This window comes from Achromobacter sp. Root565, from assembly GCF_001427425.1.
Lineage (GTDB): Bacteria > Pseudomonadota > Gammaproteobacteria > Burkholderiales > Burkholderiaceae_B > Achromobacter > Achromobacter spanius_D.
On record NZ_LMGO01000001.1, the window covers coordinates 1,599,412 to 1,615,481 of the forward strand.

Consider the following 16,070-nt stretch of genomic DNA (forward strand, 5'->3'; position numbering starts at 1 on the left):
GGGCTTAATAAGTTTTCTGACCCCCTGCAACATCCGCGACTGCTAGCTATCGCCAAAATCCGACTGGCTTACGGTCTGCCAGACCACCTCCTTCGCCTCTTCCGAACGTATGTTCTAGCGAACGCTCGCGTGAAGAATACGCGACATGAACATACCCGTTACGGGTATACTTTGGAGTGTTCGTCCATGGTGGTTTTGAAGCGAAAGGATTTTTCTCGGTGGCAAGCTGGAGAAAGGCTCTCCGACGCCACGCTGTGCAGCGCAGTCCGTGAAATGGAATCCGGTCTTATCGACGCGGATCTGGGCGGCCACCTTTATAAGATGCGTATTGCCCGTCCAGGGAAAGGCAAACGCGACGGATACCGCACGGTGTTGTCCGCGTGTATTGGGAGCCGATACGTGTTCCTGCACGGGTACCCGAAAAACGACAAGGCCAACATCACCGCCGCTGAGAAAAAAGCCCTGCAATTCGCCGGCAAGGTCTTTCTCAGCCTGACGGAATCCGCCCTTTTCAAAGCGCTGCAGGCAGGCGTGTTGTTGGAGGTGAACTGTGACCAAACTCATTGAATCTTTGCGCGACGATCTCGCCGCACTTTACCGGGCCGGGGCTATAGACAAAGTCACGATGCGCGATTTTGACGCGATCTGTCCGGCGCCCGTCCGCCACTTCAGTCCGGGCGACATCAAGCGACTCCGTGAAGACCTACGGTTTAGCCAACCTGTCTTCGCCCTGCATCTGCACACCAGCGCTTCGACCGTCCGGAAGTGGGAGCAAGGCGACACGCGTCCGACCGGCCCAGCCCTTAAACTCCTGAACATCCTGGCGGACAAAGGCTTGCAAGCCATCCTTTGATGCGCTTGATGCGCCTGACGCGCCGTTACCGACGAGGCGCAGATCCTGGCATCAGCCTGTCCAGCCGCAGCCTCCCCCGCTCATCCGTCAGGCGGCGCATCGCACCATAAGCCGCGCCCATCGCCGCCATGCCGCTCGCGCCGCACAGCAGAAACATCAACAGGATCTGATACTTGGCCGCGTCAACAGGGTCCATGCCCGCAATGATCTGCCCGGTCATGATGCCGGGCAACGTAATGATCCCTGCCGCCGACATCTGGTTGATGCTGGGCACGATGCCGCGCCGCACCGATTCGCGCAGCAGCGACGAAAACGCCTGATGAACTGTCGCGCCCAGCGCCAGGCGAGCCTCGATGCCCAGCCTTTCGCGGCGCACACCCGATAGCATCCCATCCAGCGCCAGGCTGGCCGCATTCAAGACGCTGCCCAGCACGATCCCAACCAAGGCAATCGTGTAGCGCGGATCAAACCAAGGGTCCGGACGCAGCGCCGTATTCAGGATGAAAAGGGCCGTGACGAGCGTGGTGCTGACCACCGCCAACGTCCCGACCCATCCATTGCCATGCCCAGTCAACCGCGCCTTCGGCCGGGCCGCTACCTCGCGCGCGGCCAGCGCCATCATCACCGCCACCACCAGCGCCGTCAGCCACGGCGCGGCATGGGCGAACACGATGCGCAGGATCTGACCGACCAGCAGTAATTGCACCACCGTACGCACCGCCGCCCACAACACCTGCCGTTGCAGGTTCAGACGCAGCGCGAAGGAAATGCCGGCGCTCAGCAGCACTAGCAGCGACGCGATCACCAGATCCAGCGCCTGCAGCTTGATCACGTCCATAACGGCTCCATGTGACCTTGCGCCATCCGCCAACGCCGTCGCGCCAGCCGTTCGGCCTGCTCGGCGCTGTGCGTAACGAGCAAAATGCCTGCCCCGGCCGCCAGAACACGCGACAGTTCCGCCTCGACCAGCGCCGTCGCTCCCTGATCCAGCGCGGCGGTGGGCTCATCCAGCAGCAGCACGCGCGGGTTCTGCAACAACGCCCGCACCAGACCCATGCGCTGACGCTCGCCCGTAGACAGTTGATGGACCAATGCGTCCAACTTGGCTTCCGCCAGCCCCAGACGCTCCATGATGGCGATCGCGCCAGCGCGGTCCGCGAAGTGCGCGGACACGTGGTCATCCCACCACCCCGCCTCCGCCTGGCAGTACACCACCAGACGCCGCCACTCGAAACCGCGCATGGCCGAACGGCGACGCCCGTCGAGCTCTGCTTCGCCATGCCCCGGGTCCAGATCCGCAATCTGGCGCAGCAGCAGCGACTTGCCCGATCCCGATGCACCGACCACAGCCGCGCACTCGCCCGCGGCCAGATCCAGGCTCACGGGCGTCAGGCGCTCGCTGTACAGGCCTCGAAGCCTGAGCAACGGCGGCGCATCAGAAACTGCTTTCAGGGAAACCGGCGCGGATTGCATGGGTAGGCATCATATAGAAAAGCCCGCGGCGAGGCGGGCTTTGCAGTGCGTGTGGCGGCTCGGATCAGAGCATATGCGCCAGGAACTCGCGGCTGCGCGCATGCTGGGGCGCGGCAAAAAACTCGGCCGACGGCGCTTCTTCAACGATGCGGCCATCGTCCATGAAAATGACCCGGTGCGCCACTTCGCGCGCAAACCCCATTTCATGTGTCACGACCAGCATCGTCATGCGCTCGTCGGCCAGCTGCTTCATGGTGCGCAGCACTTCGCCCGTCAGCTCCGGGTCCAGCGCCGACGTCGGCTCGTCGAACAGCATGATGTCCGGCTCCATCGCCAGCGCGCGGGCAATGGCCACGCGCTGCTTCTGGCCACCAGACAGGCGCGTCGGATAGTTGTCGCGCTTGTTCGACAGGCCCACCTTGCGGAGCAGCTCTTCGGCCTTCGGCACGATCTCGGCGCGCGACATGCCCTTCACGGTAATCGGCGCCTCGATGATGTTCTGCAGGACCGTCATGTGCGGGAACAGGTTGAACGACTGAAACACCATGCCCATTTTGCGGCAGATGCGGCGCACGTCCCCGTCGCTGGCGTACTGGCTGCGACCACCCGGCACGGCGGCAGCCATGGTCTCGCCTTCGATCTCGATGCTGCCTTCGTCGATGGTCTCAAGATGATTCAGGCAGCGCAGGAACGTGCTCTTGCCCGAGCCCGACGGGCCGATCACCGCGACCACCTCGCCCTGCTCGAGCGTCAGCGACACATCGTCCAGCACGCGATTCGCGCCGAACGATTTGACGATGTGGCGGGCTTCGATCATCACCGGACGCGCGCCGAGTCCGGCCGGAGAATTACTGGTCATATTTTGCATAGCGCTTTTCCATGTGCTGGAAGAACCACGTCAGGAGCAGCGTCATCAACAGGTAGAAGGCGGCGGCGACGAGGAACGGCGTGGTCGTGAAATCGCGCTGCACGATTCCCCGCGCGGTGCGCAGGATGTCGTTGAGCGCCAGCACGTAAATCAGCGAGGTGTCCTTGACCAGCGTGATGGTCTCATTGCTCATGGGCGGCAACACGCGCTGCACCATCTGCGGCAGCACGATGCGGCGCAGCGTCTGCAGGTACGTCATGCCCAGCACCTTGCTGCCTTCGTACTGGCCCCGATCCACCGACTGGATGCCCGCCCGGAAGATCTCAGCGAAATACGCCGCGTAATTCAGCGCAAACGCCACCACTGCGGCCGGAAAATCCGGTAACCGGATGCCGATCACCGGCACGAACGGCAACGCGAAGTAGATGAACAGCATCTGAAGCATCAACGGCGTGCCGCGCATCAGCCAGATATAGCCATTGACCGCGCGGCTCAGCAGCGGCCACTTCGAGATGCGCGCCAGGGCCAACACCAGCCCCAGCGGCACGGCCAGCGCCAGCGTGATGAAAAACAGCGTCAAGGTCACTTTCGCGCCTTGCGCCAAGGGCCCCAGAAGGGAGAGTACGTAGTCCATGCAGTGGGTTCGCGCCGCGAGGGCAAGAGAGAATCATGGGCAAGCCCGCCTGGCCTTGCGGCACTGCGGCGGGCTGCGAACTGCAACGGCAAAGGCGCCCCGGCCGGCTAGGCCGCGGGCGCCTTTGCGCTTACTTGATGATGTTGGCGCCGAACCACTGGGTGGCGATACGGCCGGCGGTGCCGTCCTGTTTCATCGAATCCAGCGTCTTGTCCAGCTTGGCCAGCAACTCGGTGTCGTCCTTGCGCACGCCCACGCCGTAGTCTTCCGTACCGAAGTTCTCTTCCAGCACACGGTACTCGCCCGCACGCTTGCTGATCAGGTAACGGCCCACGACTTCGTCCACGACGATGGCGTCCAGACGACCAGCGGCCAGATCCATCAGCGCGGTAACGTTGTCGCCGAACTTCTTAACTTCCTTGATCTGCGCGGCAACCGGGTCCTTGGCTATCGCGTCGGTGGCACTGCTGCCGTCCTGCGCGCCGATAACCTTGCCAGCCAGGTCATTCTTGACCTTCACCGGCGACGTATTGCCCACGATGATGATCTGGTGGTTGGCCATGTAGGGCGCGGTGAAGCTGATGTTCTTCTTGCGCTCTTCGGTAATGGTCAGACCGTTCCACAGCACGTCGACGCGCTTGCCGTTCAATTCGGCTTCCTTGGCGCTCCAGTCGATCGGCTTGAACTCCACTTCGATGCCCAGACGCTTGCTGGCCTCCTTGGCCATGTCGATGTCGAAGCCAACGATCTGGTTGCTGGCGTCGCGGAATCCCATGGGCGGGAAATTGTCGTCCAGGCCAACGACGACCTTCTTCGGCGTGGCCGGCGCTTGGGCGCCAGCGGCGGGCGCGTTGTCGCTGGGACCGCAGGCCGTGAGCAAAGCGGTTGCGGACACAAGAAGTACAGCAGTCAGTTTTTTCATCGTTGTGAGGGCGCGAGGCGCAGGTTTGAAGAAAGCCGGAAAGGCGGGTATTAAGCCGCGAGGCGGTATTTTAGCGTTGTTGGGGGGATTTGCTGGCGGGGTTGCGTTCCCAAGCTGTCCAGCTACTGGGGACTGGCGGCTACGTGGCGTATTCGGGTGCCAGCGCCCCAAATGCCGGGGACCGTCGACTTTGCATTAAAACAACGCTGTGATGAAAGAACGTATAGTCAAGCTCACGGGCGATGCCAAGTCAGGGACGGAATACGATGAAACATGACCTTAACGATTCGGATATCGAACGATGGCTCAACGAAGGCGGCGTTCAGTTGCCCATTTCAACGGAGGTTTTGGATCCGGGCGTGCTTGATGAGGCGGAAAGACGAGTAATTGCTTGCCTTGGAGCCGCCGTCATAAGCTCTTGGAGCCTCTTTCCCACCGATATAAGACGAACGATCCTGCAAGCAGCGCTCAGCGCATCGACGTATGACGCATCTATGCTGAAACAGAACGTGGCAGGCTTTTTGCGCGGTCGGCAAGGCCCGCTGCGATAAAAGGCATACAGGTGTCACCGAACGCCGACGGGCAATATTTGTCGCTGGACATCGAGGTCGACGACGCGCTTTAGATGCCTGCCTATGGCGACACCCTGCTGTGTTATGCATCATTGCTAGCCAAAAGAACTTCTCCAGACGTCGACTCACGGACCTTCCTGAGGACGTCGCATTACGTGCGACCGGCCGCGCTTTGCCATACCCCCCCCTCGAAATCAGAAACCTTATCCGGAACGCTTTACCGGGTGTTTTCTACTCATATCGTCCTGTTGGCGATTCCGATAGAGTGTCGTTTCCATGACCAGTACTTTTCGTGCGGGCGTCGGAAAGCTCGCTCTGACAGGTGAGGCGCTCAATGACCACAAGACGAGAGTTTCTAGGCTCCAGTGCACTTGTAGCGCTCACTGGCGCGACGCTTGGTCCGGGCCGGGCACGGGCACAGGCAAGCGCGGATCGCCCTGGGTTCTTCGGGGCGAAGGACATCGCGGAGGCGGGGTTCATTTACGGCCTGCCTATCGTGATGAACTACGCCGTCATGCATGAGTACGCGGTGGATCGCGGCTCGGGGCAATTCAAGGCGCCTTTCAACCATATCAAGAACGAACCCAACGTATTCACCTACAAAGACACGGCGATTGTCACGCCCAATAGCGACACGCCGTATTCCTTCGTGTGGATGGACTTGCGGGCAGAGCCGGTGGTGCTTTCCGTGCCGGCGATCGACCCGAAGCGCTATTACTCGGTCATGCTCTGCGACGGCAATACCTACAACTACGGCTATATCGGCACTCGCACCACCGGAAACGAGGCGGGCGACTACATGGTGGTCGGACCAGACTGGAAAGGTGCCGTCCCGGCAGGCATCAAGCGGATGTTTCGGTCCAGCACACAGTTTTCGCTCGCTGGCTACCGCACCCAACTTTTTGGTCCAGACGATCTCGACGGCGTGAAGGCGGTCCAGGCTGGTTACCAGGTGCGAATGCTTTCGGCGTACCTGAACCAGGCGTCGCCACCGGCCGCAACAGCTATCAGCTTTCCCATGATCAACAAAGAGTTGGCGAAGACCAACTTCTTCGAATTTCTGGACTTTGCGCTGCAGTTCGCGCCTCCACAAGCCAACGAGCTTGCAGTCCGCGCGGAACTCGCACGCATCGGCGTGGGGGCAGGCAAGACCTTCAACTTCAGCGATTTGCCGCTGGACCAAAAACTGGAGATCGGTCTTGGCATGAAAGAAGGCCAGCGCAAAGTGGACGAAGCCGTCGCCAGCACCGGAAAGGCGATCAATGGCTGGCGGCTAAGCGGACTGCCGGGCAACAGCGAGCACTACAACGGCGACTGGCTCAAACGCGCCGTCGCGGCTCAGGCAGGCATTTATGGAAATGACCCGGACGAGGCGACTTACCCGTTCACCCGCGTAGACGCAAATGGTCAGACGCTGGACTGCAGCAAGCACAATTACACCCTCACGTTTCCGGCCGGCGCGTTGCCGCCGGTTAATTCGTTCTGGTCGCTGACTATGTACGACGGCAAGTCGCAGCTACTGGTCAGGAACCCGATCGACCGCTACCTAATCAACTCGCCCATGCTGCCTGCGATGAAGGTTGACGCGGACGGGTCATTGACACTCTACATCCAGCACAAGACGCCGGGCGGCGACAGGCAAGCCAACTGGCTCCCCGCTCCCGATGGGCCGGTCTACCTGGTAATGCGGCTGTACTGGCCAAAGGTCAATCCACCCTCGGTCCTGCCAGCCGGGGAAGGGACGTGGCAGCCGCCTGGGGTGCAACGCGTCATCTAGGTTCCGGAGAAGACAGTGCGTCAATGCCAGAGAAAAAGGCGCACTGCCCCGGAAACCCAGGCCGCGCATCACACGCCTTCAGGCATCCTGCCTTTCCTTCTCGAAACCCAGCCGCAACCGACATCCCAAACCCATACGTCGGCGTCGTCACATCAAACCGGCTCTCGCACACCTTCTTCGTGCTGTAAGCAAACGTCATCCCTTCGCGCCGCCCATTGACCGCAAACGACACCTGGAAGCTATTCAAACTGCTCCACCCTGCCCTAGGCAAAACCACGAACCGGTAATGCGTAGCATCCAGGCGCTCACCAAAGATTTTCAGTTGCGCAGACGTCGTGCGTGTCGTAGGCGAGGGGTACGGCAAGGCCAGCAGCGTGCGCGGGTCACCTACCACGCCCAAGTCGAAGCCCACACCCTTCTGATAGAACGGAACGTCGATACTGGGATAGCCGGAATACTCCACCCGCTTCACCGTCGACCCGTACTCCAGCGTCCGAGGCTCGTAGTCCGGCGCCCTTGCAAACGCCACATCCAGCGTCAACACCACCTCCGCCGGATTGGCATCTTCGGTGCGGATATGTTTTTCATATACGTCGGCGTTGCTTGCGCAGCCGGCAAGGGCCGCCGTGCACAGGAGCGTCAGCCACCGCAACCCACTCACCGCGGAAATCGGCGTCATTTCATTGCTCCTTTCTCGGTTGAACCGGCAGCGCAACGGGCTTTAACCCCTGCCCGATAAATTGCCAGTTGCCCTGCCCTTCCTGCCATCGGAAATGCCGGTTGATCCATTCCGCCTTCAGGTTGCCGTAGAGCCGCCGCTGGTCGATGTGTTTGCCTTCGTCGAGCGCCTTGCGCGCACGCGCGGCGCTTTGATCCCACGCTGATTTGAAGGCATCGCGCTGCATTGCCCGGGTGAACGGGACGCTGGCGTAGGGACCCTCGTCCGCCAAGCTCAGGCGGATCTCGTTGTCGAGCAGCACGGCGCCGTGGCGATTGTCTGGCGACACCGACACCAGCAGCGGGGTCGACTGCTGGCGCTCCTTGGGCTGCAGGTGTTCAAACCACAGGACCTTTCCCGTCGACGTCACCAGGGCCCGCGAACCGGCGGTGAACAGCAGCAAGTCCTGACGTCCGGGCTGCGCCAGACCCATGTCCGGGTCGCGCACATCGACGGAGGGACTCAACACCCGCGCGAGCGGCGTGTCGTTCTGCACCGCGATCAGGATGGTGCCCACGCCCATGAAATCGTTCGAGACCGCCAAAAGGATCGGCTGGCCGCCCTGGGTCGGACCCAGCGCCCTGACGTGCGCGAACTTGTACGCGTTCAGAGGCCGGTATGGCTTGCCGCGGAATTTGAGCTGGTGAAGGGTCGAACCCGGATCGCCTTCCAATTCAAAGTCGCCGCCCAGCGGCTGGACGGCGTTCGCCGAGGACGCCATGACGCTTGCTGGCTCCGCCTGCGCGTGGGTCAGCGTCGGCAGCACCATGAATAGCGACAGCCCTAGTGCGAAAGTCGTGCATACCCGCGCAATGCGCGGACCCGGCGGAACAGTTTTCGTAGGAGGCAGCAAAACGGCATCGGCGGCGGCGCCGCATGAAAGTGGTGCCGGCATTCTAGGTCAAATGCACTATCCGCCGCAGATCGCCGCCCGCGCGCTGCAGAAATCCCGCGCTCAACTCCTTTAAATCAACCACCCCCAACAGTCCCATGTTGCGCCGAACTTCTTCGGTGATCAGAGCGATTGCGTGCGCCACGCCGCGTTGGCCCGCGACCGTCGCGGCGTAGTTGAACGGACGGCCGACGAATACGCAGCGCGCGCCCAGCGCCATCGCCTTCAATACGTCCGTGCCTCTCCGCACGCCGCTATCCAGCATCACTTCCATCGGGCCCGCGGCATCCATGATGGCAGGCAAGGCGTGCAGGGGCGACACACTGCCGTCCAGTTGGCGCCCGCCGTGGTTGGAGACGATGATCGCGTCCATGCCCAACGTGCGGGCGGCGCGCGCATCGTCCGGATGAAGAATCCCCTTCAGCACCATGAGCCCTTTCCAGCGACGGCGAATGGCCGACACATGCTGCCAATTCAGGTGGCCTCGATCGGAGAAGTCCCGCAGCACACTGGACGACATGATGGGCGCGCCGCGCGTGGCGTAGTTGTTCTCGAAGTGCGGCATGCCGTGGCGTGCCAGCGTGCGCAGGAAAGTGCCGAACAGCCAGCGCGGATGTGTCAGCCCTTGCCACGCCAGGCCAACGCTCGGCCGCAGCGGTGTGGAAAAGCCGGCCCGCACATTGTTCTCGCGGTTGGCGGCGACGGGCGTGTCGACCGTCAGGACCAGCGTGTTGACGCCGGCGGCCGCCACACGGTCGATGAGCGCGGCGATCTGCGCATCGTCGCCGGGAAGGTACGCCTGAAACCAGGTGTCCGGCGCCGCCTCCATCACGGTCTCCAGGCGGATGAGCGACGAGCCGCTCATGATGCAGGGCACCCCGGCCTCGGCTGCCGCGCGCGCCAGGACGACATCGCCGCGGTAGCTCGAGATTGCCGAAATACCCATGGGAGCCACGCCCACGGGGGCCGCATAATCGCGGCCGAGCACCGTGCACCGCGTGGTGCGAGCGGACACGTCCACCAGTACCTTCGGCCGAAAGGCGAATTCAGCAAACGCGTCGCGATTGGCGCGTTCCGATTGGCCGTCCTCCACGGCGCCCGACACGTACGCGTAAATGGGCGCGGGCAGAAGCGATTTGGCCGCGGCTTCAAAGTCGTGCAGGCTGAGCATGCGGCGCAGGGGATCGGACATGTCGGGCTCCTCCGGCGGCCACCCGGCGAGCGGCCGTCTCTTGTTGTCGGTATCGGCGGGGACTATAGGCGGCCCTGTCGTTTGAATAAAGTGACTTTATCGATAGTCTTCCATACACTTTTATTCACTCTCGATACGGATCCAGGCGACTGCCCCCATGACGCTCAAGCAACTCGAGGCCTTCTACTGGGCCGCCACGTGCAAGAATTTTGCCATCGCCGCGAATCGCCTCAATATTTCGGTTTCATCGCTGTCCAAGCGTATTGGCGAACTGGAATCGTCCATCGGGGCTGAGTTGTTCAGCCGCAGCGCGCGCAGCGCGACATTGACAGCCTTGGGCGAACAACTGGTGCCGCACGCCAAGGACCTGCTACGCAACGCCGACCAGTTCATGCAGCAGGCCAGCAACAACCTGAGCTATTCGGGCCGATGCCGGTTTGGCGCGGGCGAGCTGACGTCACTGACCTGGATGGCCAGGCTCATCGAAGTCATCCAGCTGGACCACCCCAACCTGCTAGTCGAGCCGTTCGTCGGCGTCGGGGAACTGGTCGAGCGCGGCTTGGAGGAAGGCGAACTCGACTTCGCTGTGATCGCCGGCCCCTCGTCCCGTCCGTCCATTGCATCGCGCATCATCGGCAGTGCGCAATTCGAATGGGTCGCTGCGCCGGGCGCCGTGCCTAACCCCGCCCAGATCACGCCGGCCGACCTGCCGAGCCTCACCCTGATCACGCTCCCGCAAAGCTCGGGCGCAATCCGCATTCTCGATGACTGGCTGACCGAACAGCGGGTATCGCCCGGCCGCAACCAGTGCTGCAATGGTTGGGGCGGGATCGCGGCCATGCTGCAGCAAGGCCTGGGGCTGGGCTTCCTGCCCTCGGCCTGGGCTCGCATCCTGATCGAACGAGGCCACTTGCAGGCCCTGCCGGCGTTCCCGCCTTTGCGCCCGCTCACCTACACGTTCCAGTGGCGCCGGGACGATACCCGGCCGATGCTTGAGACCCTGCGCGTGCATGCCGAGGCGTGCCTGGATTTCCACGCGCCCGCCGGCATGATCTGACAGCGAGAAACATTGTCCGCACCACAGGACAGTTTCTGAAAAGCGTTATATCCATCGTCAAATTATTCGCTTTATCTCCTGAATTTGCGGGCGTAGAGTCGCCTCAAACAATCACTCTGGAGACGAGGCGACATGCCGGATTTTGGATTCACCTTGCATGACTGCCCACCCGGTCCCAGCCGCGAGACGCTTGCGGCCTATCAAGACCTGGCGGTGGCAAACATCAGCGACGCGATGAGCCGCAGCACTGGCACGTCGTCCCTGCGGCCGATGCACCGGACCCGGCGGATCCTGGGACGTGCCTTCACCGTGCGCACCCGGCCCGGCGACAACCTGATGGTTCACAAGGCCATTGATACCGCACAGCCCGGCGATGTGATCGTTGTTGACGCGGGCGGCGACATGAGCAACGCCATCATCGGAGAAATCATGGTGGGCTGGGCTGCCAAGCGCGGCTTGGGCGGCTTCGTGATCGACGGCGCCATCCGCGACAGCGAAACCATCGGCGAGGGAGATTTTCCCGTCTATGCCCGCGGTGTCGCGCACCGTGGTCCGTACAAGGACGGCCCCGGCGCCATCAACGTGCCGGTGACCGTGGACGGCATGGTCGTGCTGCCAGGCGACCTGCTGGTGGGCGACGCCGACGGATTGCTGTCGATCCGCCCGGACGAGGCGCCAGCGATTGCGGCACGGGTACGCGCCATTGCCGAATCCGAGGCGCAGGTCTTGAAGGATATCGAGCGGGGCACGCTGGACCGCAGCTGGGTCGACGCGGTCCTCAAGACGCGGGGCGTATTGTGAGCGCTGCCACGCCACGGGGCCCCGCCCGCCTGTGCCGTCTGGACCTGTGGCTCAATCCGGTATTCGACGAAATCATTGGCGCCACGCCAGGCATCGCTTTGTCGGTGCTGCCGGCAAAAGGCGACGACGGGCGCACGCTCGCCGGCTTGAGATCGGCCCACGCCTACCACGTGTCCGCGGCGAAGGACGAGCTGCCGCGCCAATGGTTTGTCAACGCGGCATTGATCGCACAGTGCCCCGACCTCGTGTGTGTGTCATCGGGCGGTGCCGGCTACGACACGATTGACGTGGCGGCTTGCACGGCGGCCGGCATCGCGGTCGTGAATCAGGCCGGCGGCAACGCGGAGTCCGTGGCTGAGCACACGTACGCCCTGTTGCTGGCCGTGCAACGCCGGGTTGTCGAATCGCACAACCGCCTGCGCCATGCCAGCGGATTCTCCCGCGAAGATCTGATGGGCCACGAAATCCACGGCGGCGTCATCGGCCTGGTGGGCATCGGCAAAATCGGCACCTGCGTCGCGCGCATCGCGCAAGGCTTCGGCTTGCGTGTCATTGCCCACGATCCGCTGCTGGACGCCGCGACCATCCGCAGCCGCGGCGCCGAACCCGTTGGGCTGGACGAGTTGCTGTCGGAATCGGACATCGTGTCGCTGCATTGCCCGCTCGACGCGTCCACGCGAGGATTGTTCGACGCCAAGGCCTTTGCGGCAATGAAGCCGGGCGCGGTGTTCATTTCGACGGCGCGCGGAGGCATTCACGACGAGAGCGCATTGCACGACGCACTGCTTAGCGGGCATCTGCGGGGCGCGGGGCTCGACGTCTGGGAACAGGAACCGCCCGATCGTTCGGCCCCGCTGCTCGCGTTGGACAACGTGGTCGCCACCTTCCACACCGCAGGCGTCACGCACGAGGCGCGCCGCAGTGTCGCCCGTTCATCGGCGACGCAGCTTGCCGCGATGCTGCGTGGCGAGCGGCCGCCGCAACTTGTGAATCCGGAGGTCTGGCCCCTGGCCGCCAAACGTATCGCCACGCTGACATAACAACGCGGCAGACGCGCCGGCCCAGGCACAAGGGCCGGCGCGGTGACCGTCAGAACCCCTGAGGGAGACAACCATGCAACAACAAAACAAACGCCGCACGCTGCGCACCCTGGCCACCCTGCTTGCAGGCGCCGCATTGTTCTCCGGCGCCGTGCAGGCTGCCGGATATCCGGACCGTCCGATCAACCTGATCGTGTCATACGGCCCGGGCGGCGGCACCGATCTGGTCGCGCGGATGATGGCGCCCTACCTGCAAAAGCACCTGGGCGGCGACGCACGCATCGTCGTGCTGAACCGGCCCGGTGCGGGCGGCGCGATCGGCTTCGCGGAACTGGCGCGGGCGCAGCCGGACGGCTACACCATCGGCTTCATCAACACGCCCAACCTGTTGACGATTCCCATCGAGCGCAAGACCGCCTTCACCTGGCAGAGCTTTGACCTGCTGGGCAATCTGATCGATGACCCCGGCGCCTTCACGGTCCTGAACGACAACCCGATCAAGAACCTTGCGGACCTGTCCGCCTTCGCAAAGAAGAATCCGGGCAAGGTCACCGTCGGCACCACGGGCACGGGTTCGGACGACCACCTGGCCATGCTTCGGTTCGAGCGCGCGTCGGGCACGAAGCTAAGCCACATCCCGTACAAGGGCGCCGGTGAAGTGCGCGGCGCGCTGGCAAGCGGCGAGATCACCATCGGCGCCATCAACGTGGGCGAGGCGCTTCAGTACCAGAAAGGCGGCACGCCGCTGCGCTTCCTGGGGCAGATGGGCAACACGCGCTCGACCGCGCTGCCGGACGTACCGACGTTCAAAGAACAGGGATTCGATTTCGAATTGGCTTCGCTGCGCGGACTGGCCGCACCCAAGGGGTTACCGGACGACGTGCGCACGAAGCTCGTTACCGCGGTCAAGCGCACGGTCGACGACCCGGAATTCCAGGCCAAGGCCCGCGAAATGTTCGCGCCGCTGCGTTACTTGCCGCCCGCGGAATACGCCAAGGAACTGAAGGCGGGCGAAACGCAGTTCCAGCAGCTCTGGAAAGAAGCGCCCTGGCTGGACAAGTGATACCGCGTGTCAAGGCCAAGCGGCCTTGACACGGCTGCCGCGATTGGCGGCCTGTTCGCATCAGATCAATGGCGCGGCGCCCGATATCCCGCCGCCGCGCCGTCCGGCATCAGCGCATCGCCGCCAGCATCAAATCCAGATTCTGAACCGCCGCGCCCGAGGCGCCCTTGCCCAGGTTGTCGAACACCGCCGTCAGCAGCACCTGGCCGTGTTGCACATTGCCGTAGACTCCCAACCGAAGATCGTTGGTGCCGTTCAGCGCCTCGGGATCCAGATTCGAGGCGGCGTCATCGCGCGGCACGACCTGCACATGCGCCGCGCCGGCGTAGTGCTGTTGCAGGCACGCGTGCAACTGCTCGGCATCCACGCCGGCTGGCAGCAGGCGCAGGTGCAGCGGGATGGTCAGGACAATGCCCTGGCGGAATGCGCCGTATGACGGCACGAATACCGGACGCTGCGTGAGGCCGGCGTGCCCTTCGATTTCGGGCGTGTGCTTGTGCGCCAGCCCAAGGCCGTAGACCTGGAACGCGGGACCGCGCGGGCCGTCGGCGCTTTCGTACGCGTCCACGCTGGCGCGGCCGCCGCCCGAGTAACCGGACACCGCGTTGATGACCGCGGGATAGTCGGCGGGCACGAGTCCGGCCTGGACCAGCGGACGCAGCAGCGCGATGGCGCCGGTGGGATAGCAGCCGGGGTTGCTGACCCGCAGCGCGTGGGCAATGCGATCGGCCTGGCCGGCGCTCATTTCCGGAAAACCGTACACCCAGCCGGCATCCGTACGGTGCGCGGAGCTGGCGTCGATGATGCGCACCTTGGGATTGACGACGGACGCGGCCGCCTGGCGCGCGGGTTCGTCGGGCAGACAAAGGATCGCGATGTCGCTGGAATTGATCGCGTCAGCGCGGCGCTGCGGGTTCTTGCGGTCGGACTCGGGCAGCGTCAGCAGCCGCAGGCCGCTGCGGCCGTTGAGCCGTTCATGGATCTGCAGACCGGTCGTGCCCTGGTCGCCGTCGATGAAAACAAGAGGTTGGGTCATGATGCTGTCCGGGTGGTTCGGCGTTGCCTGATTCGTTCAGGAATGGACCTTATCTTCGATCTGACGGCGAGATAAGAAAAGTCGAATATCATGATCGGTTGATTCAGGTTTTCTGAATGATTCCGACGCGTTTTCGGCGCGGGCGCTTTGGAACACCACATCCGCAACTGATATCCAACCGGAAACTCTCATGCGCGAAATCAGCCTGGACCGTCTTCGCACCCTGGTCGCCATTGCCGACCTCGGGTCGTTCGCCGACGCCGCGCGCGCCTTGCATCTGGCGCCCCCCACGGTCAGCCTGCACGTGTCGGACCTCGAAATCCGCGTCGGCGCACCGCTTCTTACGCGCAAACGCGGTCAGGTCCGGCCCACGGCCATCGGAGAAACATTGCTGGAACGTGCGCGCCGCTTGCTCGCGGAGGCGGACCAGGCGCTGGACGACGTGCAGCGGCAGGTGCAGGGGTTGGCGGGACGCGTGCGGCTTGGCGCGTCCACCGGGGCCATCGCCCACCTGCTGCCGCAGGCGCTGGAAACGCTGGGACGCGACCACCCCGGCATTGACGTGCAGGTGGCGGTACTGACGTCCCAGGAAACCCTGCGGCGGCTGGCCGATGGCTCGCTGGACGTGGGACTTGTGGCGCTGCCCCAGCCTCCCCTTGACGGTCTGGTTCTGCGTCCGTGGCGCCGCGACCCGGTGATGGCCTTTCTGCCCGCGGCATGGAAAGCGCCGGCGCGCCTCACCCCCGCGTGGCTGGCCGAAAGGCCGCTGATTCTGAACGACGCCAGCACGCGGCTGTCGCGCCTGACCGGAGAATGGTTCGCGGCCGCCGGACTCAATCCTCGCGCGCGCATTCAATTGAACTACAACGACGCCATCAAGAGCTTGGTGGCCGCGGGTTATGGCGCGACACTGCTGCCGCATGAGGCCACCGCGCCGCAACCCGACCCCCGCGTCATCATGCGGCCCGTGAGGCCCGCGCTGTGGCGTCCGCTGGGCATCGCGCATCGCGCGGGGCAAGTGGAAGCGGCCACGCAGCACGTGCTGGACGTGTTGTGGGCGCTGCGCGCATCGGGCGGTAAAAGCTTTGCGGCGGCCTAGTCAAACTGGCGTCTGATCCTGCCGGCCGGCATGGCAGCCCGGCGTGGCGGACCAATAAAGCCCGCCGGGCATC

At 63.7% G+C, this 16,070-nt stretch carries 18 protein-coding genes; 9 read left to right on the forward strand and 9 right to left on the reverse strand.

The features are described 5' to 3' along the window. Positions 1-186 precede the first annotated feature (186 nt). Positions 187-567, forward strand: coding sequence for a type II toxin-antitoxin system RelE/ParE family toxin (locus ASD71_RS07110; protein WP_056561473.1), 381 nt, complete (start codon positions 187-189; stop codon positions 565-567). Beyond that, positions 551-853, forward strand: a complete 303-nt coding sequence (locus tag ASD71_RS07115) for a DNA-binding transcriptional regulator (RefSeq protein ID WP_056561475.1) — start codon at positions 551-553, stop codon at positions 851-853. The genes ASD71_RS07110 and ASD71_RS07115 overlap by 17 nt, the downstream gene beginning before the upstream one ends. A 25-nt stretch (positions 854-878) precedes the next feature. Here the strand turns inward: ASD71_RS07115 and fetB are convergent, their stop codons facing one another. The 5 genes from fetB to ASD71_RS07140 form a co-directional block, all read right to left on the reverse strand. Continuing rightward, positions 879-1,691: an iron export ABC transporter permease subunit FetB gene (fetB, locus tag ASD71_RS07120; protein ID WP_056561477.1), complete on the reverse strand. Its 813-nt coding sequence runs from the start codon at positions 1,689-1,691 to the stop codon at positions 879-881. Next, positions 1,682-2,326 (reverse strand): ATP-binding cassette domain-containing protein, encoded by a 645-nt coding sequence (locus tag ASD71_RS07125; RefSeq protein ID WP_056561479.1) that lies wholly within the window; start codon positions 2,324-2,326, stop codon positions 1,682-1,684. The genes fetB and ASD71_RS07125 overlap by 10 nt, the downstream gene beginning before the upstream one ends. 64 nt (positions 2,327-2,390) lie before the next feature. Next, the gene (locus tag ASD71_RS07130) at positions 2,391-3,143 is read right to left on the reverse strand and encodes an amino acid ABC transporter ATP-binding protein (RefSeq protein ID WP_056561481.1); all 753 of its coding nucleotides are present in this window, start codon (positions 3,141-3,143) and stop codon (positions 2,391-2,393) included. 31 nt (positions 3,144-3,174) lie between these two features. Then, a complete protein-coding gene (locus ASD71_RS07135; RefSeq protein ID WP_056561483.1) occupies positions 3,175-3,828 on the reverse strand; it encodes an amino acid ABC transporter permease in 654 nt (217 codons plus the stop codon). 130 nt (positions 3,829-3,958) lie between these two features. Further along, positions 3,959-4,750, reverse strand: coding sequence for an amino acid ABC transporter substrate-binding protein (locus ASD71_RS07140; RefSeq protein WP_056561484.1), 792 nt, complete (start codon positions 4,748-4,750; stop codon positions 3,959-3,961). A 266-nt stretch (positions 4,751-5,016) separates the two neighbouring features. Between ASD71_RS07140 and ASD71_RS27570 the strand changes: the two genes are divergently transcribed. Both ASD71_RS27570 and ASD71_RS07145 read left to right on the forward strand, forming a co-directional pair. Continuing rightward, positions 5,017-5,301, forward strand: a complete 285-nt coding sequence (locus ASD71_RS27570) for a hypothetical protein (protein WP_082578817.1) — start codon at positions 5,017-5,019, stop codon at positions 5,299-5,301. A gap of 355 nt (positions 5,302-5,656) precedes the next feature. Further along, positions 5,657-7,099 (forward strand): DUF1254 domain-containing protein, encoded by a 1,443-nt coding sequence (locus tag ASD71_RS07145; protein ID WP_056561486.1) that lies wholly within the window; start codon positions 5,657-5,659, stop codon positions 7,097-7,099. Here ASD71_RS07145 and ASD71_RS07150 read toward each other — a convergent pair. The 3 genes from ASD71_RS07150 to ASD71_RS07160 form a co-directional block, all read right to left on the reverse strand. Beyond that, positions 7,092-7,778 (reverse strand): hypothetical protein, encoded by a 687-nt coding sequence (locus tag ASD71_RS07150; RefSeq protein ID WP_056561489.1) that lies wholly within the window; start codon positions 7,776-7,778, stop codon positions 7,092-7,094. The two genes, ASD71_RS07145 and ASD71_RS07150, sit on opposite strands and share 8 nt — an antisense overlap. A 1-nt stretch (position 7,779) precedes the next feature. Continuing rightward, entirely contained in the window at positions 7,780-8,586 is an 807-nt protein-coding gene (locus tag ASD71_RS07155; protein WP_235512035.1) for a hypothetical protein, read from the reverse strand. 127 nt (positions 8,587-8,713) lie between these two features. Further along, positions 8,714-9,901 carry an alpha-hydroxy acid oxidase gene (locus tag ASD71_RS07160; protein WP_056561491.1) on the reverse strand — a complete coding sequence of 396 codons (1,188 nt, stop codon included), beginning with the start codon at positions 9,899-9,901 and terminating at the stop codon, positions 8,714-8,716. A 157-nt stretch (positions 9,902-10,058) separates the two neighbouring features. Between ASD71_RS07160 and ASD71_RS07165 the strand changes: the two genes are divergently transcribed. The 4 genes from ASD71_RS07165 (at position 10,059) to ASD71_RS07180 (ending at position 13,862) form a co-directional block, all read left to right on the forward strand. After that, a complete protein-coding gene (locus tag ASD71_RS07165; RefSeq protein ID WP_056561492.1) occupies positions 10,059-10,958 on the forward strand; it encodes a LysR family transcriptional regulator in 900 nt (299 codons plus the stop codon). 132 nt (positions 10,959-11,090) lie between these two features. Next, complete coding sequence (locus ASD71_RS07170; protein WP_056561493.1) at positions 11,091-11,759, forward strand: RraA family protein; 669 nt, start codon at positions 11,091-11,093, stop codon at positions 11,757-11,759. Then, positions 11,753-12,799 carry a hydroxyacid dehydrogenase gene (locus ASD71_RS07175; RefSeq protein WP_369818962.1) on the forward strand — a complete coding sequence of 349 codons (1,047 nt, stop codon included), beginning with the start codon at positions 11,753-11,755 and terminating at the stop codon, positions 12,797-12,799. The genes ASD71_RS07170 and ASD71_RS07175 overlap by 7 nt, the downstream gene beginning before the upstream one ends. Before the next feature lie 73 nt (positions 12,800-12,872). Next, positions 12,873-13,862: a tripartite tricarboxylate transporter substrate binding protein gene (locus ASD71_RS07180; RefSeq protein WP_056561496.1), complete on the forward strand. Its 990-nt coding sequence runs from the start codon at positions 12,873-12,875 to the stop codon at positions 13,860-13,862. A gap of 109 nt (positions 13,863-13,971) precedes the next feature. On the opposite strand, the gene argC is transcribed toward ASD71_RS07180, so the two are convergent. Next, positions 13,972-14,898, reverse strand: coding sequence for an N-acetyl-gamma-glutamyl-phosphate reductase (gene argC / locus ASD71_RS07185; protein ID WP_056561498.1), 927 nt, complete (start codon positions 14,896-14,898; stop codon positions 13,972-13,974). 190 nt (positions 14,899-15,088) lie between these two features. Between argC and ASD71_RS07190 the strand changes: the two genes are divergently transcribed. Beyond that, positions 15,089-15,997, forward strand: coding sequence for a LysR family transcriptional regulator (locus tag ASD71_RS07190; RefSeq protein ID WP_056561500.1), 909 nt, complete (start codon positions 15,089-15,091; stop codon positions 15,995-15,997). Positions 15,998-16,070: the final 73 nt, after the last annotated feature.